Annotated in this window: 16 protein-coding genes; 9 read left to right on the forward strand and 7 right to left on the reverse strand. The window is 75.3% G+C overall.

Annotated elements, in window-relative coordinates:
- Positions 1 to 161 precede the first annotated feature (161 nt).
- The 6 genes from QSK52_RS36750 (at position 162) to QSK52_RS36775 (ending at position 6,312) form a co-directional block, all read left to right on the forward strand.
- The gene (locus tag QSK52_RS36750; RefSeq protein ID WP_285740629.1) at positions 162 to 1,136 is read left to right on the forward strand and encodes a carbohydrate ABC transporter permease; all 975 of its coding nucleotides are present in this window, start codon (positions 162 to 164) and stop codon (positions 1,134 to 1,136) included.
- Positions 1,137 to 1,144: 8 nt separating this feature from the next.
- Positions 1,145 to 1,996 carry a carbohydrate ABC transporter permease gene (locus tag QSK52_RS36755; RefSeq protein WP_285740666.1) on the forward strand — a complete coding sequence of 284 codons (852 nt, stop codon included), beginning with the start codon at positions 1,145 to 1,147 and terminating at the stop codon, positions 1,994 to 1,996.
- Between the two features lie 104 nt (positions 1,997 to 2,100).
- Positions 2,101 to 3,126 (forward strand): LacI family DNA-binding transcriptional regulator, encoded by a 1,026-nt coding sequence (locus QSK52_RS36760; RefSeq protein WP_285740630.1) that lies wholly within the window; start codon positions 2,101 to 2,103, stop codon positions 3,124 to 3,126.
- A gap of 82 nt (positions 3,127 to 3,208) precedes the next feature.
- A complete protein-coding gene (gene manA / locus QSK52_RS36765) occupies positions 3,209 to 4,402 on the forward strand; it encodes a mannose-6-phosphate isomerase, class I (protein ID WP_285740631.1) in 1,194 nt (397 codons plus the stop codon).
- 133 nt (positions 4,403 to 4,535) lie between these two features.
- The gene (locus QSK52_RS36770; RefSeq protein ID WP_285740632.1) at positions 4,536 to 5,147 is read left to right on the forward strand and encodes a GDSL-type esterase/lipase family protein; all 612 of its coding nucleotides are present in this window, start codon (positions 4,536 to 4,538) and stop codon (positions 5,145 to 5,147) included.
- Positions 5,148 to 5,268: 121 nt separating this feature from the next.
- On the forward strand, positions 5,269 to 6,312 hold the full coding sequence (locus tag QSK52_RS36775; RefSeq protein WP_285740633.1) for a LacI family DNA-binding transcriptional regulator: 1,044 nt from the start codon (positions 5,269 to 5,271) through the stop codon (positions 6,310 to 6,312).
- Positions 6,313 to 6,348: 36 nt separating this feature from the next.
- Here the strand turns inward: QSK52_RS36775 and QSK52_RS36780 are convergent, their stop codons facing one another.
- Together QSK52_RS36780 and QSK52_RS36785 are read right to left on the reverse strand one after the other, a co-directional pair.
- Positions 6,349 to 7,023, reverse strand: a complete 675-nt coding sequence (locus QSK52_RS36780) for an SDR family NAD(P)-dependent oxidoreductase (protein WP_285740634.1) — start codon at positions 7,021 to 7,023, stop codon at positions 6,349 to 6,351.
- Between the two features lie 76 nt (positions 7,024 to 7,099).
- Complete coding sequence (locus tag QSK52_RS36785; protein WP_285740635.1) at positions 7,100 to 7,573, reverse strand: cupin domain-containing protein; 474 nt, start codon at positions 7,571 to 7,573, stop codon at positions 7,100 to 7,102.
- A gap of 66 nt (positions 7,574 to 7,639) precedes the next feature.
- Here QSK52_RS36785 and QSK52_RS36790 point away from each other — a divergent pair, with 66 nt between their 5' ends.
- Positions 7,640 to 8,596 (forward strand): DUF5937 family protein, encoded by a 957-nt coding sequence (locus QSK52_RS36790; protein ID WP_285740636.1) that lies wholly within the window; start codon positions 7,640 to 7,642, stop codon positions 8,594 to 8,596.
- A 40-nt stretch (positions 8,597 to 8,636) separates the two neighbouring features.
- Here QSK52_RS36790 and QSK52_RS36795 read toward each other — a convergent pair whose 3' ends face one another.
- Positions 8,637 to 9,296 carry a hypothetical protein gene (locus QSK52_RS36795; RefSeq protein WP_285740637.1) on the reverse strand — a complete coding sequence of 220 codons (660 nt, stop codon included), beginning with the start codon at positions 9,294 to 9,296 and terminating at the stop codon, positions 8,637 to 8,639.
- Positions 9,297 to 9,430: 134 nt separating this feature from the next.
- On the opposite strand from QSK52_RS36795, the gene QSK52_RS36800 reads away from it, so the two are divergent.
- Complete coding sequence (locus QSK52_RS36800) at positions 9,431 to 10,459, forward strand: LacI family DNA-binding transcriptional regulator (RefSeq protein WP_435053464.1); 1,029 nt, start codon at positions 9,431 to 9,433, stop codon at positions 10,457 to 10,459.
- Between the two features lie 20 nt (positions 10,460 to 10,479).
- Here QSK52_RS36800 and QSK52_RS36805 read toward each other — a convergent pair whose 3' ends face one another.
- Positions 10,480 to 10,884 (reverse strand): hypothetical protein, encoded by a 405-nt coding sequence (locus QSK52_RS36805; protein ID WP_285740638.1) that lies wholly within the window; start codon positions 10,882 to 10,884, stop codon positions 10,480 to 10,482.
- Between the two features lie 241 nt (positions 10,885 to 11,125).
- Between QSK52_RS36805 and QSK52_RS36810 the strand changes: the two genes are divergently transcribed.
- Positions 11,126 to 12,157: an HD domain-containing protein gene (locus tag QSK52_RS36810; protein ID WP_285740639.1), complete on the forward strand. Its 1,032-nt coding sequence runs from the start codon at positions 11,126 to 11,128 to the stop codon at positions 12,155 to 12,157.
- Positions 12,158 to 12,218: 61 nt separating this feature from the next.
- Here the strand turns inward: QSK52_RS36810 and QSK52_RS36815 are convergent, their stop codons facing one another.
- From QSK52_RS36815 to QSK52_RS36825, 3 genes are all read right to left on the reverse strand, one after another.
- Complete coding sequence (locus tag QSK52_RS36815) at positions 12,219 to 14,072, reverse strand: hypothetical protein (RefSeq protein ID WP_285740640.1); 1,854 nt, start codon at positions 14,070 to 14,072, stop codon at positions 12,219 to 12,221.
- Positions 14,073 to 14,780: 708 nt separating this feature from the next.
- On the reverse strand, positions 14,781 to 15,293 hold the full coding sequence (locus QSK52_RS36820) for a GNAT family N-acetyltransferase (protein WP_285740641.1): 513 nt from the start codon (positions 15,291 to 15,293) through the stop codon (positions 14,781 to 14,783).
- Positions 15,294 to 15,630: 337 nt separating this feature from the next.
- Complete coding sequence (locus tag QSK52_RS36825) at positions 15,631 to 16,683, reverse strand: LacI family DNA-binding transcriptional regulator (RefSeq protein WP_285740642.1); 1,053 nt, start codon at positions 16,681 to 16,683, stop codon at positions 15,631 to 15,633.
- Positions 16,684 to 16,932: the final 249 nt, after the last annotated feature.

Below are 16,932 nucleotides of genomic sequence, written 5' to 3' on the forward strand. Positions count from 1 at the left end.
GACGGCTACTTCGCCGAACTCAACAAGAAGTGGTCCCAGGCCCAGAAGACCGTCAACGGCTGACCAGCACGGCCCAGCCGACCCAGCAGCACGGCGCGGCGCGAGCGGACCCCACCGACCGCGCCGCCCACCGGGTGCCAGGACGTGAGAAGGAACGGAAGATGACTGCACTGCAGAGGGACCGGGACGCCGGAAAGCCCCCCGCGCGGGCCGCGGCGGACGGCGACGCCGCCCCGGCCGACCGGCGCCGCGCTCCCCGGCGCAAGACCCTGCGCCGCCACTGGTGGTTCACCCCGTGGCTGTACCTGCTGGTACCGCTGGCGTTCCTGGTGACGTTCACGTACCTGCCGATCGGGGACATGATCGGCTACAGCTTCACCGACTGGGACGGGATCAGCCCGGAGCGCGACAACGTCGGCCTGAAGAACTACACCGACCTGTTCACCCGGCCCGAACTGTTCAAGGTGTTCCTGGTCTCCGGCGTCTACCTGGTCGCCGCGGTGCTGCAGATCGCGCTGGCCCTGTACTTCGCCACCGTGCTGAGCTTCAACACCCGCTTCCGGAACCTGTTCAAGGGCATCCTGTTCTTCCCGTACCTGATCAACGGCGTGGCGATCGGGTTCGTGTTCCTGTTCTTCTTCCAGCCGCACGGCACCCTGGACTCGCTGCTGTCGCTGGTCGGCGTGCACGGCAAGCACCAGTGGCTCGGCGACCCGGACCTGGTCAACAAGTCGCTGGCGGGCGTGTCGGTGTGGCGCTACACCGGGTTGAACCTGGTGCTGTTCCTGGGCGCGATCCAGTCGATCCCGCCGCACCTGTACGAGGCCGCGGCGCTGGACGGCGCCAACCGCTGGCAGCAGTTCCGGCACATCATCGCGCCGAGCATCAAGCCGGTGATCAGCCTCAGCGCGATCCTGGCGGTCTCCGGCTCGCTGGCCGTCTTCGAGATCCCGTACATCATGACCGGCGGCGCCAACGGCTCGCAGACCTTCGTCATCCAGAGCATCAACATGGCGTTCAAGTTCGACAAGTTCGGTCTCGCCTCGGCCAGCGCCGTCGTGCTGATCGTCCTGATCCTGATCGTCACCTGGATCCAGCGCCGCCTGGTGCCGGAGGAGAGGGTGGAACTGTCGTGACCACCGCCGTGAACCGCAACCGCCGTCGTTTCCACGCCCGTTCCGCCGCGGCGTCCGGAGCCAAGTACCTGTCGCTGGTGCTGGCCAGCGCCGTGGTGCTGGTGCCGCTGCTGGTGATCCTGTTCACCTCGCTGAAGACCCGCAAGGAGGCCCTGAACACCGGGCCGCTGGACCTGCCCTCCGACTGGTTCAACTTCGAGAACTTCAGGATCGCCTTCACCCAGGGCCACATGCTGCCCGCGTTCCTGAACACCGGGATCATCCTGCTGGTGTCCGTCACCGGCACCGTGCTGATCGGCTCGATGACCGCCTACGCCATCGACCGCTTCGAGTTCCGGCTCAAGAAGCTGGTGATGGCCGCGTTCCTGCTCGCCAGCCTGGTGCCGTCGGTGACCACCCAGGTCGCCACCTTCCAGATCGTCAACGAGCTCGGCGCGTTCAACAGCCGCTGGGCGCCGATCCTGCTCTACCTGGGCACCGACATCATCTCCATCTACATCTTCCTGCAGTTCATCCGCTCCATCCCGGTCTCGCTGGACGAGGCGGCCCGGCTCGACGGCGCGAACTCCTTCACCATCTACCGGCGGATCATCCTGCCGATGCTCAAGCCCGCCATCGCCACCGTGGTGATCGTCAAGGGGGTGACGGTGTACAACGACTTCTTCATCCCGTTCCTGTACATGCCCTCCACCGACCTGGGCACCATCTCCACCTCGCTGTTCCGCTTCCAGGGCCCGTTCGGCGTCAACTGGGAGATCATCTCGGCCGGGGCGATCCTGGTCATCCTCCCCACCTTGGTCGTCTTCCTCGCCCTGCAGCGCCTGATCTACGCCGGCTTCGCGGCCGGCTCCACCAAGTGACCCCGGGCGAGCCGCCGCAGCGGGGGGAACGGGCGGCGGCAGCGCACCTGCGCCGTGGTGCCGCCGCCCGGGGAACCGCGGGAGGGGGCGCGGTGGGCGGACGCGTGACCATCCGGGAGGTCGCCGCCCTCGCCGGGGTCTCGGCCGGGGCCGTCTCGCTCGCGCTGAACGACCGGCCCGGGGTGTCCGCGTCCACCCGGGAGCGGATCCGGGCCGCGGCCGAGCAGCTCGGCTGGGTGCCCAGCCAGGCCGCCCGCAGCCTGGCCCGGCTCGCCCCCGGCAGCGACACCGTCGGGCTGGTCATCACCCGCCCGGCCCGCCAACTCGGCCTGGAGCCCTTCTACATGGAGTTCGTCTCCGGCATCCAGAGCGTGCTGGAGGAACGCTCCGCGACCCTGCTGCTGCGGCTGGTCCGCGACCGGGAGCAGGAACTCGCCGTGCACCGCACCTGGTGGCGCACCCGCCGGGTCAGCGGCGCCGTCCTGGTCGACCTCACCGAGGCCGACCCGCGGATCCCCGCCCTCGCCGCGATCGGCATGCCGACCGTCGCGGCGGGCCACCCCGGCCTGGCCGGAGGGGAGTCGGCCGCCGTCTGGACCGACGACTCGGCCGCCGTCGAGGACGCCGTCCGCTACCTCGCGATGCTCGGCCACCGCCGGATCGCCCGGGTCGGCGGCGACCCCGACCTCGGCCACACCGCGATCCGCACCAGGGCGCTGGCCGCCGTCGCCGCACAGCTCGGACTGGAGCCGCCGCGCAGCGTTCCCACCGACTTCTCCGGCCGGGCCGGGGCCCGGGCCACCCGGATGCTGCTGGCCTCCGCCCACCGCCCCACCGCGATCATCTACGACAACGACATCATGGCCGTCGCGGGCATCTCGGTCGCCGCCGAGTTCGGCCTGCACGTCCCCGCCGACCTGTCCCTGATCGCCTGGGACGACTCCCAGCTGTGCCGCCTCACCCACCCCGCGCTGTCCGCGATGAGCCACGACGTGCACGGCTACGGCGCGCTGGTCGCCCGCACCCTGTTCGACGTCATCGAGCACCGCGGCACCCCCGCCGGGCCGGCGCCCACGCCCGTCCTCGTCCCGCGCGGCAGCAGCGCCCCGCCGACCCGCCCCCTCCCGTAGACTCCCGGTCCGTCCCCGACTCCTCCTGAGGGTGAGGAAGTCCGCGGACGGACCGGGGCACCACCCGCCCGGAGCGCACCCGATGACCGCCGACCTGCTCGCCACCACGATCCGCCCCTACGCCTGGGGATCGACCACCGCGCTCGCCCGCCTCACCGGCCGCCCGCCCACCGGCGAACCCGAGGCCGAACTCTGGATGGGCGCCCACCCCGGCGCCCCCTCCCGGATCGACCGCGGCGCCGGCGGCGAACCGCTCGACGCGGTCATCGCCCGCGACCCCGCCGCCGAACTCGGCCCCCGGGTCGCCGACCGCTTCGGACCCCGGCTCCCCTTCCTGCTCAAGGTGCTGGCCGCCGAACACGCCCTGTCCGTGCAGGTCCACCCCACCTCCGCCCAGGCCGCCGCCGGGTACGCCGCCGAGGACGCCGCGGGCGTCCCGCTCGACGCCCCGCACCGGATCTACCGCGACCGCAGCCACAAACCCGAACTCATCTGTGCCCTGGGCGAGTTCGACGCCCTCTGCGGCTTCCGCGACCCGCGCGCCACCGCCGACCTGTGGCAGCGCCTCGACCTGCCGGTGCTCGCCCCCTGGATCGAGACGCTGCGCACCGCCCCCGCCGAACAGGCCCTGCGCACCGTCCTGACCGGCGCGCTCGCCGCGGACCGCGCCCGGGGCGACCGGGCCGCCGCCGAACTCCCCTCCGCCCTGCAGAAGTTGGCGCAGGGCGACGGGGCGGACGCGCCGACCTGGGCCGCGTACCTGGCCGCCGCCCGCGACTACCCCGGCGACCCCGGCCTCCTCGCCGCGATGCTGCTCAACCACGTCCACCTCGGCGCCGGACAGGCCCTCTACCTGGACGCCGGGGTCCCGCACGCCTACCTGCGCGGCCTCGGCGTCGAGATCATGGCCAACTCCGACAACGTGCTGCGCTGCGGACTCACCCCCAAGCACGTCGACACCGCCGCGCTCGCCGCGGTGGTCGACTTCCGGCCCACCGCCCCGCACCGCGCACCCGCCGTTCCCGTCGGCCCCGGCGAACTCGAGTTCCTCACCCCCGCAGAGGAGTTCACCCTCTCCAGGATCGAACTCGGCGCCCCCGTCGGGCTCGACGACGACGGCCCGCAGCTCCTGCTCTGCACCCGCGGTACCGCCCGCGTCGAGGACGGTCCCGCCCTCGGTCCCGGCGACTGCGCGTACGTCCCGGCCGCGAGCGGGCCGCTGCGGCTGACCGGGGACGCTACGGTGTTCCGGGCCAAGGTGCCGCGGGCCCGCTGAACGGCGGCATGCCCGCGGGGTGACGGGGAACGCGCCCGTCCACCAGTCCATCCGTCCACCGACCCACCCACCCGTCCGCCCGCCGCCCGGTGACCGTCGACCGGGCGGCGGGCCCCCGCGCGAGGAGTGCCGCATGCAGCCCGCCGCCACCGTCCTGTTCCAGGGCGACAGCATCACCGACGCCGGACGCGACCGCGCCCGCCCCGACGACCTCGGCCACGGCTACGCGGCCCTGGCCGCCGCCGCGCTGCCCGGCACCCCGACCGTCCTCAACCGCGGCATCGCCGGGAACCGCCTCGTCGACCTGCGCGCACGCTGGGACGCCGACACCCTCGCCCACCGGCCGGACCTCGTCTCGCTGCTGATCGGCGTCAACGACACCTGGCGCCACCACGACAGCGGCCTGGCCAGCCCCGTCGACGCCTGGGAGGACGGGTACCGGGAGCTGCTGCGCAGCCTGCACGCCCACTGCGCCCCCCGGCTCGTGCTGATCGAACCCTTCCTCGTCCCCGTCACCGCCGAGCAGTGGACCTGGCGCGCGGACCTCGACCCGCGCATCCAGGCCGTCCGCCGCCTCGCCGCCGAGCACGACGCCCTGCTGCTCGCCGCCGACGGCCTGCTCAACCAGGCCGCCCGCACCGCGGGCGACCCCGCCCTGATCGCCGCCGACGGCGTCCACCCCACCCCCCTCGGCCACCGCCTGCTCGCCGACGCCTGGCTGGCCCTGGTCACCGACGGGGCCTGAACCCGGCCGTCGCCGCCGCCCGGGTGCGGCACGCCCCGGGCCGAACCCGGTGCCCGGCGGCCGGAAGCGGACGGGGGAGGGGGCGGGCGTGCCGGGTGGTGGGCGCACTATCCTCCCTGACATGACCAGCCGCCCCACCAGCAGTTCCCGCAGTGCCCGACCGACGATGAAGGACGTCGCGGCGGCCGCCGGGGTCGGGCTGAAGACGGTCTCCCGGGTGGTGAACGGCGAGAGTGGCGTGACCCCCGAGATGGCCGCCCGGGTGCGGGCCGCGATCGAGGCGCTCGGGTTCCGGCGCAACGACAGCGCCCGGCTGCTGCGCACCGGCCGCACCGCCAGCGTCGCCCTGCTGCTGGAGGACATCAGCGACCCGTTCTCCTCCGCGCTCTCCCGGGCCGTCGAACAGGTCGCCGCCACCGAGGGCTGCCTGCTGTTCACCGGCTCCAGTGCCGAGGACCCGGCGCGGGAGCGGGAGTTGGCGCTCGCCTTCTGCGCCCGCCGGGTCGACGGGCTGATCGTCGTCCCGGCCGGGGACGACCACCGCTACCTGCTGCCCGAGATCGAGTCCGGCACGCCCGTGGTCTTCCTGGACCGCCCCGGCGCCGGGATCGACGCCGACGCCGTCCTCAGCGACAACGCGGGCGGCGCGAAGGCCGGCACCGCCCACCTGATCGCCCACGGCCACCGCCGGATCGGCTTCGTCGGCGACCAGCCCACCATCCACACCGCCGCCGAACGCGCCCGCGGCTACCGCGCGGCGATGGCCGAGGCCGGACTGCCCGTCGACGAACGCTGGATCGACTGCGGCCCCACCGACCGCGCCCGGGTCGCCGCCGCCGTCCACCGCCTCACCACCGGCCCCGACGCCGTCACCGCGCTGTTCACCGCCAACAACCGCGTCACCCTCGCCGCCCTGCACCACCTCCCCGCCGACCGGCGCCCCGCCCTGGTCGGCTTCGACGACCTCGAACTCGCCGACCTGCTCACCCCCGGCCTCACCGTCGTCGCCCAGGACCCGGTCGCCCTCGGCGCCCTCGCCGCCCGCCGCCTCTTCGACCGGCTCTTCGACCGCCTGGCGGGCGAGGACGCGGCCCCGGCCCGGCTGGAGATCCCGACCGTGCTCGTCCCGCGCGGGTCGGGCGAGACGCCGCCCGGCGAGGGGTGAGAGCGGGACGGGGTGCCGGGCGGGGCCGGTCGGACGTCACGCGGTGAAGACGCGTTCGGCCTCGTCGCGCCGCGTGTGCAGCTCCCAGTAGAGGGGGGCGACCTCCTCGGCCCGGACGGCCGGCACCCCGGGCGGGCCGTCCGTGCCCACCCACGCACCGATGGCGACGTGCGCGGCCTGGACGCCGGTGCCGACCAGTTCCCCGTGCAGGCCGAGCACCCAGTTGCGCAGCGCGGCCTGGGCGGCGTTGAGGTTGCCGAGCAGCGGGTTGGGGTCGATCGAGCCGGCGCCGTTGGTGTAGAGCAGGGTGCCCGCGCCGGCCTCGCGCATCGACGGCAGCACGGCCCGGGTGGCGGTGAGGGCCCCGTGCAGCAGCAGGTCCATCGCCCACCGCACGTCGGCGGGGGTGGTGTCGGACGGTGCGGTGAGCGGCGCGGACCCGAGGCTCCCGGCCGGGGAGTACTCCAGGACGTCGACGCCGCCGAAACGGGCGGCGGCGTCCGCGAGCGCCCCGGTCAGCCCCTCGGGGTCGAGCACGTCCGCGGGGAACGCGGCGGCGGTGACGCCTTCGGCGCCGAGCCGGTCGACCAGGCGGTCGAGCCCGTCGCGGTTGCGCGCGACGAGGGCGACGTCGAAGCCGCGGGAGCCGAAGGTGCGGGCGACGGCCAGGCCCATGCCGGGGCCTGCTCCGACGATGGCGATGGTGGGCACGGTGGGGTCCTCTGCTGGGGGATCGATGGGGAAGGGGACGGACGGCGGCGCTGCGGTCCCGCTCGGGACCGGGCCCTCACCGTCCGCGGGGGGCGACGAAGTGGTTGTCGTGGTCCCGGTGGAGCCGGTCCAGGTCCTGCTCGTCCGCGGTGGCGAGTTGCGCGAAGTACTCCTCCCGCGGCACGCCCGGCGTCAGCACCATCAGCAGGACGGCGGGTCCGGCGTTCTCCTTCCGGAGCGCGTGGACGCCGCCCGCCGCGGCGTGCGCGGTGTCGCCGGGCCGGAGGGTCCGCCAGGAGCGTCCGTCGAAGTGGGCGACCTCGCCCTGCTCCACCACGAAGGTCTCGCCGAACGTCGTGTGGAAGTGCGGGTCGGGCCCGCGGCCGGACGGTGCCATGCGCCACCGGTAGACGCTCACCGCCCCACCGGTCTCCGCCGGGGTCGCGAGGACTTCGACGGTCGACCCGCCGGGGCCCAGCCGGATCGTTCGTGCCTGTCGGGACAGCTCGGGCTCCGTGGAGGGCCCGGCGGTCCGTTCCGTGTCGGTCATGCCCCGAGTCTCGGGGCGGCGCCGCCCTGCTCGCGCTCACTTCGGCGGTGGCCGCACAATGACCTGGTGATCCGCTACCGACTGGGCGCCGGCGCCGCGAGCGTGCGGTGGGCGATGTCGCCGATCCACGAAGTGGTCAGCCTCGCCCGGCTCCTGACCGAGCCCCAGCGCCACCCGATGTTCCAGCCGTGGCTGCGCCGCCGACGCGCCCTCCCGCTGCCCGACCTGGCACCGCTCACCGTCCTCATGGCCGAGGGCGCCTACCGGCCCGACTTCCTCGACCCGTCGCCGACGTCCAGCGAACCGACGTTCGAGGAAGGCGTGGAGGCGCTCCTCGCCGCACCGGCGGACCGGGCGCACGCCGAACTGGTCGACGCGGCGGCCGGCCGCGGGGCCGCGGTGGCCCGTCGACTGCTCGACGACCCCGAACGGTTCAGGTCCGAGGCCGCCGAGGCGCTGCGCCGCCTGTGGAAGGCGGTCGTGGAACCGGAGTGGCCGGCCATGCGGCAGGCGCTGCGGGCCGAGATGCTGGACCGGGCCCTCCAGGTCAACCGCGAGGGGCTGCGCGCCGTCCTGCCGCGCCTGCACCCCTCCGCCGCGTGCGAGGGCGACACCGTCACCGTCGCGAAGGCCGTCGACATCGACGTGGACTGCCCCGACGGGCTCGTCCTCGTGCCGTCGCTGTTCATCACCGACCGGGTGCAGTGCACCACCTCCGACCACTGGACCCCGGCGATCTACTACCCCGCGTCCGGGCGCTACCTGTGGGCGGCGCCCCCCGCCCCCGGGTCGTTGGACCGCCTCCTGGGGGCGACGCGGTCCAGGATCCTGGCCGCGCTCGCCACCCCGCTGCAGACCACCGCGGTGGCCGGGCTGGTGGGCGTCACGCCGCCCACGGCCAGCGAGCACCTGGCGATCCTGCGGGACGCGGGGCTGATCGACAGCAGCAGGGTCGGTCGCACCGTCACGCACGAACTCACCGAGGCCGGCCGCGTCCTGCTGGCCGCCGCGGCCGGGAGTTGACGGGTCGGGGGCCGGGCGGGCGCGGGGTGCCCCCGCGGGGTCAGTCCCGGTAGACCGTGTCCAGCCAGTAGCGGTGCTCCTCGTCGAGGAGGCGGGGCGGGAGGCTGGCGATCCAGGCGGCGACCTCGGGGCCGACCGGGAGTTCGCGGTGGAAGCCGAGGCGCAGGTCGGGCAGGCGGTCGAAGTGCAGCCAGTCGTCGACGGTGCGGGCGGCGTGCCGCTCGGCGGTCGGGGTGCGGGTCTCGGTCCAGGTCCGCAGCCAGGGGACGACGGTGCCGGTGGCGACCGCCACCGTCTCCAGGACGTCGGCGGCGTGCGCGGCGGGATCGGCGAGGGTGGCGGACCACCAGGCGTCCAGGACGTCCCGGACGAGTTCGGCGCGGTGCCAGTTCGGCCAGTCGGCGGCGACCAGGCGGGCGGCGACCAGCGGGCCGTCGACGGCGAGCGTGCCGGTGGTCAACTGCCGCAGCAGACGCGGGGCGAGGCGCCGGTAGAGGGTGGGGAAGTCGCCCCAGTGGTCGGGGAACTTCGCGGCCACCGAGTGCAGCAGCCCGTCCGGGATCAGGTCGGGCGGGCCGGAGAGGACGGCCAACTGCTCGGCGGTGTAGCAGTGTTCGCAGCCGTCGACCGCCGGCCCGGGGCGGGCGGTACGGCCGAGGGCGTCCAGGGCGTGGTGCAGGCGCTGCTGCGCGGTCGTCATGCCGGGTCCCCCGCTGGGTACTCCACCGGGCCCACCCGGCGAAGAGTGCGACGCTACCAGGAGCCGATGTGCCGTCCGGCGGCGGGGACCTGACAGGATGGGGACCCGCAGGTGGCGGCTACGGAGTGGACGGGGTGAGCAGCAGGATGCAGCGCCGGGTGACGATCCGGGACGTGGCGGCCCGGGCCGGGGTGTCGGCCGGTGCGGTCTCGCTGGCCCTCAACGACCGGCCGGGCGTCTCCGACGCGACGCGGCGGCGGATCGTCGAGGCGGCCCGCGAACTCGGCTGGTCGCCGAACCTGGCGGCCCGCTCGCTCGCCCAGGGCGACCGGGTGCACACCGTCGGCATGGCGCTGACCCGGGGCGGGGCCGGACTCGACCAGGTGCAGATGGCGCTGATCGGCGGCATCGAGCAGGTCCTCGCGGAGCGGCCGTGCGCGCTGCTGCTGCACACCGTCCCGGACCGGGACGCGGAGATCGCGCTGTACCGGCAGTGGTGGCAGTCCGGGCGGGTCAACGGTTCGGTGCTGGTCGGCGTGGTCGCCGACGACCCCCGGCTGGAGCCCGTGCACAAGCTCGGCATGCCCGCCGTCGCGGTCAGCCAGCCCGCGCTGTCCGGCCCGTTCCCCGCGGTGTGGACCGACGACGACGCCGCGATCGCCGAGGCCGTCCGCTACCTCGCCCTGCTCGGCCACCGCCGGATCGCCCACGTCACCGGCCCCGCCGCGCTCGGCCGCACCCTGCTGCGCGGCGGGGCCTTCGCGGCGACCGCCGCCCAGCTCCCCGACGTCACCGCCCGCACCCTCCCCACCGACCTCTCCGCGCACGCGGGCGCCCGGGCCACCCGCACCCTGCTGACGGCCGCCGACCGGCCCACCGCGATCGTCTACGACAACGACCTGATGGCGGTCGCCGCGGTCGCCGTCGCCGAGGAACTCGGGCTGCGCGTCCCGCAGGACGTCTCGCTGGTCGCCTGGGACGACTCCGACCTGTGCCGGATCACCCGCCCCCAGCTCTCCGCCCTCAGCCACGACCCGTTCGCGGTCGGCGAGGAGGTCGCCCGCTGCCTGCTGGAGCTCATCGACGAGGGCCGCGCCCCGTCCCGCCCGGCCGGTACGCCGGTGCTGGTGCCGCGCGGCAGCACCGGGCCCGCGCCGTCCTGAGCGGCAGGGGGAAGGGCCGGTCAGTCGCGCTGCCGTTCGGAGGTGCGCCGGGTCAGGGCCCCGCAGACGACGCCCGTCAGCAGGAAGAGGGCGGTGAGGACCGCGGCGGTGCCGAGCAGCCGCGGTTCCCACGGGTCGTGCGGGGCGGTCCGGTCCGGGTGCAGGGCCGGGTGCAGGCCGATCGCGGCGGCGACCGGCCCGGCGGGGAGCGTCACCAGCAGCAGCGGGAGCCGGCGCGGGCGGGCGTGGCCGAGCAGCAGGCCCAGCGGCAGGGCGGGCAGCAGGACCAGCAGGGGGAAGGCGGTCAGCGTCGGTGCGCCGGACAGCCGGGGGCCCAGGGCGGCGAGCCCGACCCAGAGCGCGCAGAGGCCCCGGACGGGGCCCGGGCGGCTCGTCCAGTGGTGGTGTGCGGGTGCGGTCGGCATCGGTCCCCCTGCGGTGTGCGCTCCGGGCGGGAGCGTCGTGCCGCCAGCATACTGAACACGTTCAATTCTGCGAGCCCCGGCTCACGGCCCCGGACCCGCCGCCGGGTGGCGGCGGGTCCACGGCACCCTGACCCGGCCGACGGCCGCGTGCCGCGTCGTGCCCGGGCAGCGGCTCCGTGCCACCGCCCGGCCGAGCGGATTTCCCGCGCCGGGCGCCCCGGTGAGGCCGTAGGGTGGCCCGATGGACGACGGGGTGCGGGTGGTGGCGAGCAGTACGGCCGGTGCGGGCGGGGTGTTCGTGGACCCGCTGTGGCGCGTCCCGGTGCGGCTCGCACCGGTGGAGGCGGCGCTGCTGCGCACCGCCCCGCTGCGGCGCCTGCAGTTCGTCGGGCACGCCGGTGCGTCCGCGGTCACCACGCTGCAGTCGTACTCCCGGCTCGAACACACCCTCGGCGTCCTCGCGCTGGTCGCGCACTTCCGGCCGGAGGACCGACTCCTGCGGGTCGCCGCCCTGTTGCACGACATCGGACACCTGCCGCTGAGCCACACCCTGGAGGGCATCGGCGGCCTCGACCACCACGCCCTCGGCGCCGAGCTGCTGCACGCCGACCCGGTCCGACCCGTCCTGGAGCGGCACGGCATCCGCCCCGAGGCGGTGGCCGCCCTGCTCGACGGGCAGCCCCGGACACCGCTCACCGGGCACCCCGGACTGCTCAACCTCGACCACCTCGACTCCTACGCCCGCAGCGGCCGGGCCGCTGGGCAGCTCGACGCCGACCCCGCCGCACTGCTGGAACGGCTCCGGCTCGGCGGTGCGGCGCACTCCGCGGTCTCCACGGACCGGGAGACCGCCGCCGTGCTGGTCGCGCTGGTCCGGGCGGAGGCCCGGCTGCACACCTCCTGGGACAACGTCGGCCCGGTCTCGGTGGCCCGCCGACTCGCCCGTCGACTGCTCGACGGCGAGGAGTTGACGGCGCGACGGCTCGCCCGGCTGACCGACGCCGAGCTGTGGTCCGTACTCGACGCCTGCACCGCGACCCGGGAGGAGAGCCGCCTGCTCCGCTACCAGCCGCACCGGCTCGTCGTCACCGCGGGCGCCGCGGGGGCCGCGGCCGACGAGGACGGCGGGTGGGGCTTCGCGCTGCGCAAGATCTACCGCTCCGCACCGCTGGTGGGAGGAAGGCCACTTGCCGAAGCCGCACCCGAACTGGCCTCGGAACTCGACGACTTGGGGAAACTCGCAGTCGAGTTTCGCGTGCGGTGGGACGGTTGAGGGCGAAGATCGGGCGCGTCGGGGCAGGTGCGGGCGGGAGGCCCGCGGGAGGCCGACGGGGTCAGGTGCGCAGCAGGGCGAGGGCGAGGCTGCGGGCCCGGTAGTCCGGCAGGCCGCCGCCGGTGGGGCCGAGGGGGTCGTCGGCCAGCAGGCGGCGCGGGGAGAAGGCCAGGCCGCGCAGGAACGGGCGGGCCTCCTCGGGGAGCCGGGGCAGGGCGGCGAGCAGCGGCAGGGCGCCCAGGACGTCGCGCTCCGGGGCCAGTCGGGCGATCAGGTCGGCGGCGGGCAGCCCCGGGTCGCCGGTGATCCGGTGGTGAGCCCGGGCCGCGGCCAGCCGGACGTGCGCGCGGCGGCTGCCGAGCAGCGGGACGACCAGCGGGAGCAGCGGTGCCGCGGCGGCCCCGAGCGGTGCCAACTCGGCCAGCTGCCAGAGGGGTTCGCCGTCGGCGAGTAGCTCGGGGAAGACCCGGAGCACCTCCGTGAGGTCCCCGGTCAGCCGGTGCAGCGCGACGGCCGCCGCCGCCCGCAGCTCCCCGTCCTCCGCGCGTGTCGACTCCCGTAGCAGGACGGTGAGTTCGGCAGGGGCGGCCGTGACCGCGGTGCGCCCCAGGGCGCGGGCGGCCGGGGCGGCGGCCCGGCCCTCGCGCAGGCAGGCGAGCAGCTCGGGTGTGCCGCCGCCGAGCAGGTCGAGCGTCTCGACGAGCGTCCGGCTCTCGTACTCGTCGGCGCCGGCCGCGAGTCGGCGGGCGGCCAGCGTGCGCAGCCGCGGGTGCTCCCGGGCGGGCAGCAGGCGGGCCGCCTCCGCGAGCAGCGCGGCCCCGGGGCGGCCCGGCAGCAGGTCGAGGACCCCCGGGACGCGGGCCCGGACCAGGCCGAGCAGCGCGGCGGGATCGCGGTCCAGGTGGGCGCGCAGGGCGTCCAGCAGGGCGGCGGGCGGGGTGCGCAGGTGCTCGATCCAGTGCGCGGCGGTGCGCAGCAGGTGCCGCGGGTCCTCGTGGTGGTGGGGGAGCGCGGCCGCCACCAGGTCGAGCACCGCGGCCTCGCGGTCGCGCCAGACCCGGGCGACCGCCGTGGCCAGCCAACTGCCCTGGTGGCGGTCGGTTCCGGCCCCGTCCCCGTCGGCGATCCAGCGCCCCGCGACCGCCAGCGCCGCGTCCGGGTCGCGCTGCAGCAGCCGGTGCAGGTGCGTGTTCGGGCTGCCGGTCACCGGCCACGGGATGCCCGGGCCGCCCGAGGCCCCGTCGGCGGCGAACACCGCGACCGCCTCCGCCGGGTACGGCGGCCCGTGCCGCTCCGCGACCAGCACCGCCGAGACCTGCCGGACCTCGGACAACGGGCTGTCCAGGAAGGCCAGTTCGCGCCCGAGCCGGTCCAGCGCCACCAGTGCGTCGGCCCGGACGGACGGCGAGGCGTCCGCCTCGTGCAACCCGCCCACCAGATCGGCCAGTTCCTCCCGTTGCGCCTGCGGCAGCAGGTCGGCGACCGCGGCCACCACCCGCAGCGCGAGCTGCCGGGTCTCCTCCTCCGGATCCGCCAGGCACGGCAGCAGCCCGGGCAGCACCCGCTCCAACTCGCGGCAGACCGCGGCCGTTGCGCTCCCCGCCCAGCGCGGGGCGGCGAGCTCCTCCGACTCGTGCTCCGCCATCAGGAACAGCAGCGCCAGCGCGTCGTTGCGGCCCGCCGCCAGCGGGGCGTGCAGCGCCGCGTGCGCCAGGTACGGGACGGTGGCGGCCGACGCCGAGTAGACGCTGCCCTGGTGGCAGACGGCGCTGACCAGCTCGTACTGCGCCTCCTCGACCGCCGCCGCGTCCTGCCCGTACAGCCCGGCCAGCAGCTCGGGCAGGTCCTCCGCCGGGCCGTACGCGTGCTCCAGCGCCGACCAGTCGACCAGGCCGAGTTCGGTGGGCGCCCTCATGCTGCGTGTCTCCTCGGTCGGTTCGGGCCGGTCCCGACCCTACCGCCGCCGGTCCGGGCCGCCTCCGGCCGCTCCGGCGCTCACCGACGCCGACCGCGAGGTCAAGCCCGGCACGGCCCGCACCCCTGCCTGCGCCACCGGCCCGGCGCCGAGCACCCGCAGCACCCGCAGCGGCGGCAGAACCCGGCGCAGGGGCAGGGGCAGGCGCAGGACGGTCGAGCGGGAGATCGCACAGGGCGGCGCGCGGGCGAGGCGGGCGTGTGCCCGGCGTGCTCACTCCTCGACCTCGGTGCGGATCCGGTGCCGGCACCCGCGGGGCGATACATCTGCTCCCTGTGACGTCCAGCGGCACGGCAGCCACTCCTTCCGCCCCGTTGAACGCGAGACGGTCGCTCCGGCGCACCAGGTCGAACGTCCCCGTCGTTCCGGTGGTCGGTTCGCCGCCCGGGCGGGGTGGGCAGGACAAGACCGCTGCCCAGCGTCAGTACGGCGGCAGCGAGTGTGCTGAAGCGGTGTCGACGACGTGACATCGCCTTCCCCTGCTGGGGCGTCGAGGCTCGGGGCCGTCGAGGCTCGGGGCCGTCGAGGCTCGGGGCTTCAGGTCGGCGCCTACAGAGGATGCAGGCCCACCGTGAAGGGCGGCTCGGCGGTCAGACGGCCCTGGCACTGCCGGCAGGAGTGACCGTCAAGACCCGTGGGTGGGCGGGGTCAGCTGATCGTCAGCTGCCACCTGATCTCTCCGTCGTGCGACTGCTGCGTGGGGGTGAGGCCGGCGGCGGCGACGGCGGCGGATGCCGTGTGGTCGGGGTGGATGTAGGCGCTGACCGTGTGCACCGGGTGCTCCCGGAGCCAGGCGACGAGTCCTTGGGCAGCTTCGGCGGCGATGCCGCGCCGCTGCCAGGGGGTGCCCACCACCCAGGCGATCTCCGCAGCGGCTCCGCGGTCGTCGGCGGTGACCGTCGCCTGGACGTAGCCGGTCAGGCAGGCGGCGTCGCGGAGTTGGACGACCCAGTTGCACCAGGATTCGCCGGGACGGGGCGAGCCGGTCACCAGACGTTCGTAGCGGGCGCGCAGATCCTGGGGGGCGTCCGGGGTGCCGCCGACGAAGGCGTGCAGGGCGGGGTCGGACAGCACCACGGCCATCTCGTCGGCGTGCTCGACCTGCAGGGGAAGCAGGGCCAGCCGGTCGGTGCGGATGGTTCGGGGCTCGAGGGTGGTCACGCTGCCTCCTGACGGGGGTGTTCGACGAGTGTGCCGCGCTCGAAGCGGGCGCCGGTGCGGACGGGTGAGAAGGTGTTGTCCTTCCGCTGGTGAGGGGCGTGTTTCTGCTGGCCATGCATGGCACCGACGCCTCGGTGGCAGGGACGGGGCGTCGTGCCGTCTCCTCGCACCCGAACCTGCCGCACGGGCGGGTGGTGGAACTGCTCGGGGGCGGAGGAGGCGCAGACGTCGGACCGGGCGGCGGCCGACTGCCGTGCTGGTCCGGAACGGCCCGTGGTCGACCGCGGCCGCCCCGCGGAGTCCGTCGTCCGCGGGAACGTCCCGGCCGAGGGCGGGGTCAGCGGGTGGGCGGTGCGGCCGTGGAGCCGCGCGGGGTGAGTTGGGGGGCGAGGTCCTCGTAGCCGTCGACGGGGCGGCCCGCGATCAGGTCGAGGAGGGTGCGGGCGGCGTGGGCGCCGTAGGCGTGGATGTCGCGGGTGAGGGCGGTGAGCGGCGGGCGGACCACCTGGACGAGGGGGGAGTCGTCCCAGGCGACCAGGGAGAGGTCCCGGGGGACGGAGAGGCCGAGTTCCTGGGCGACGGACAGGCCCGCGACGGCGGTGATGTCGTTGTCGTACAGGATCGCGGTGGGGCGGGCGGGGGAGAGCAGCAGGCGGCGGGTGGCGCGGGCGCCCTCCTCGCCGGTGTAGTCGGTGTGGACGGTCGGCAGCGCGTCCAGGCCGAGGTCGGCGCAGGCGGCGGTGAAGGCGTCGTCGCGGATGGCGGTGTGGACCAGGCCGGTGAGTCCGGCGACGCGGCCGACCCGGCGGTGGCCGAGGGCGGCGAGGTACTCCATGGTCTCGCGGACGGCGGCGGCGTCGTCGGACCAGACGGGCGTGAGCCCCCCGGAGCCGGAGGGGTGGCCGATGACGACGGTGGGCAGGCCCATCTCCTCCAGGACGGGCACCCGGGCGTCGTCGCGGCGCAGGTCGACCAGGATCGCGCCGTCGATGTGGCGCTCGCCCCACCAGCGGCGGTACGCCTCCAGGCCGCGTTCGTGGTCGGAGACGACCTGGAGGGCCAGCGAGTAGGAGGCGTCGGAGAGGACCTTCTCGATGCCGCCGATCAGCTCCATGAAGAAGGGTTCGGTGCCGAGCATCCGGGCGGGCCGGCAGAGCGCGAGGCCGACGGCGGCGGCCTTGGCGCCGCTGAGGGCGCGGGCGGCGCTGTTGCGGACGAAGCCGAGCTCCTCGGCGACGGCGGCGATCTTCGCGCGGGTGGCGTCCGAGACGCCGGGTTGACCGTTCAAGGCGTTGGAGACGGAGACCTTGGACACGCCCACGATCCTGGCGATGTCGGCGATGGTCGGCCGCTTCGCCGGCGGGCTCTGCTGCTGGGACACCTGCTCCACGGAACCTTTCAGGACTGCTCGTCGACCGCCCGTCGACCGCTCTGGTGCCGGACGCGGACCTGCTGTGCCCTCTCAAGCTACTACGCGCACCCCCGCCCGCTGTAGCCCGCCGCCCCCGCGGGGAGTGGGTCGGCAACAAACGGTTAACCCCCTGTTGACAACGATGTCGAGCCGCCCGTACGGTCTTCACGCCTTAATCGGTTAATCGCCGATCGGGCAGGCCGCTGGACGCCTGCCCCGCGCAAGAGG

The sequence above is a fragment of the Kitasatospora phosalacinea genome (assembly GCF_030268885.1).
In the GTDB taxonomy this organism is placed as follows: Bacteria; Actinomycetota; Actinomycetes; order Streptomycetales; family Streptomycetaceae; genus Kitasatospora; species Kitasatospora phosalacinea_C.

Excerpts from the sequence above, each read along its gene's own strand:
- QSK52_RS36750 (WP_285740629.1), top strand. The coding sequence starts at position 162 with ATGACTGCACTGCAGAGGGACCGGGACGCCGGAAAGCCCCCCGCGCGG.
- manA (WP_285740631.1), top strand. The coding sequence starts at position 3,209 with ATGACCGCCGACCTGCTCGCCACCACGATCCGCCCCTACGCCTGGGGA.
- QSK52_RS36770 (WP_285740632.1), top strand. The coding sequence starts at position 4,536 with ATGCAGCCCGCCGCCACCGTCCTGTTCCAGGGCGACAGCATCACCGAC.
- QSK52_RS36775 (WP_285740633.1), top strand. The coding sequence starts at position 5,269 with ATGACCAGCCGCCCCACCAGCAGTTCCCGCAGTGCCCGACCGACGATG.
- QSK52_RS36785 (WP_285740635.1), bottom strand. The coding sequence starts at position 7,573 with ATGACCGACACGGAACGGACCGCCGGGCCCTCCACGGAGCCCGAGCTG.
- QSK52_RS36795 (WP_285740637.1), bottom strand. The coding sequence starts at position 9,296 with ATGACGACCGCGCAGCAGCGCCTGCACCACGCCCTGGACGCCCTCGGC.
- QSK52_RS36805 (WP_285740638.1), bottom strand. The coding sequence starts at position 10,884 with ATGCCGACCGCACCCGCACACCACCACTGGACGAGCCGCCCGGGCCCC.
- QSK52_RS36810 (WP_285740639.1), top strand. The coding sequence starts at position 11,126 with ATGGACGACGGGGTGCGGGTGGTGGCGAGCAGTACGGCCGGTGCGGGC.
- QSK52_RS36815 (WP_285740640.1), bottom strand. The coding sequence starts at position 14,072 with ATGAGGGCGCCCACCGAACTCGGCCTGGTCGACTGGTCGGCGCTGGAG.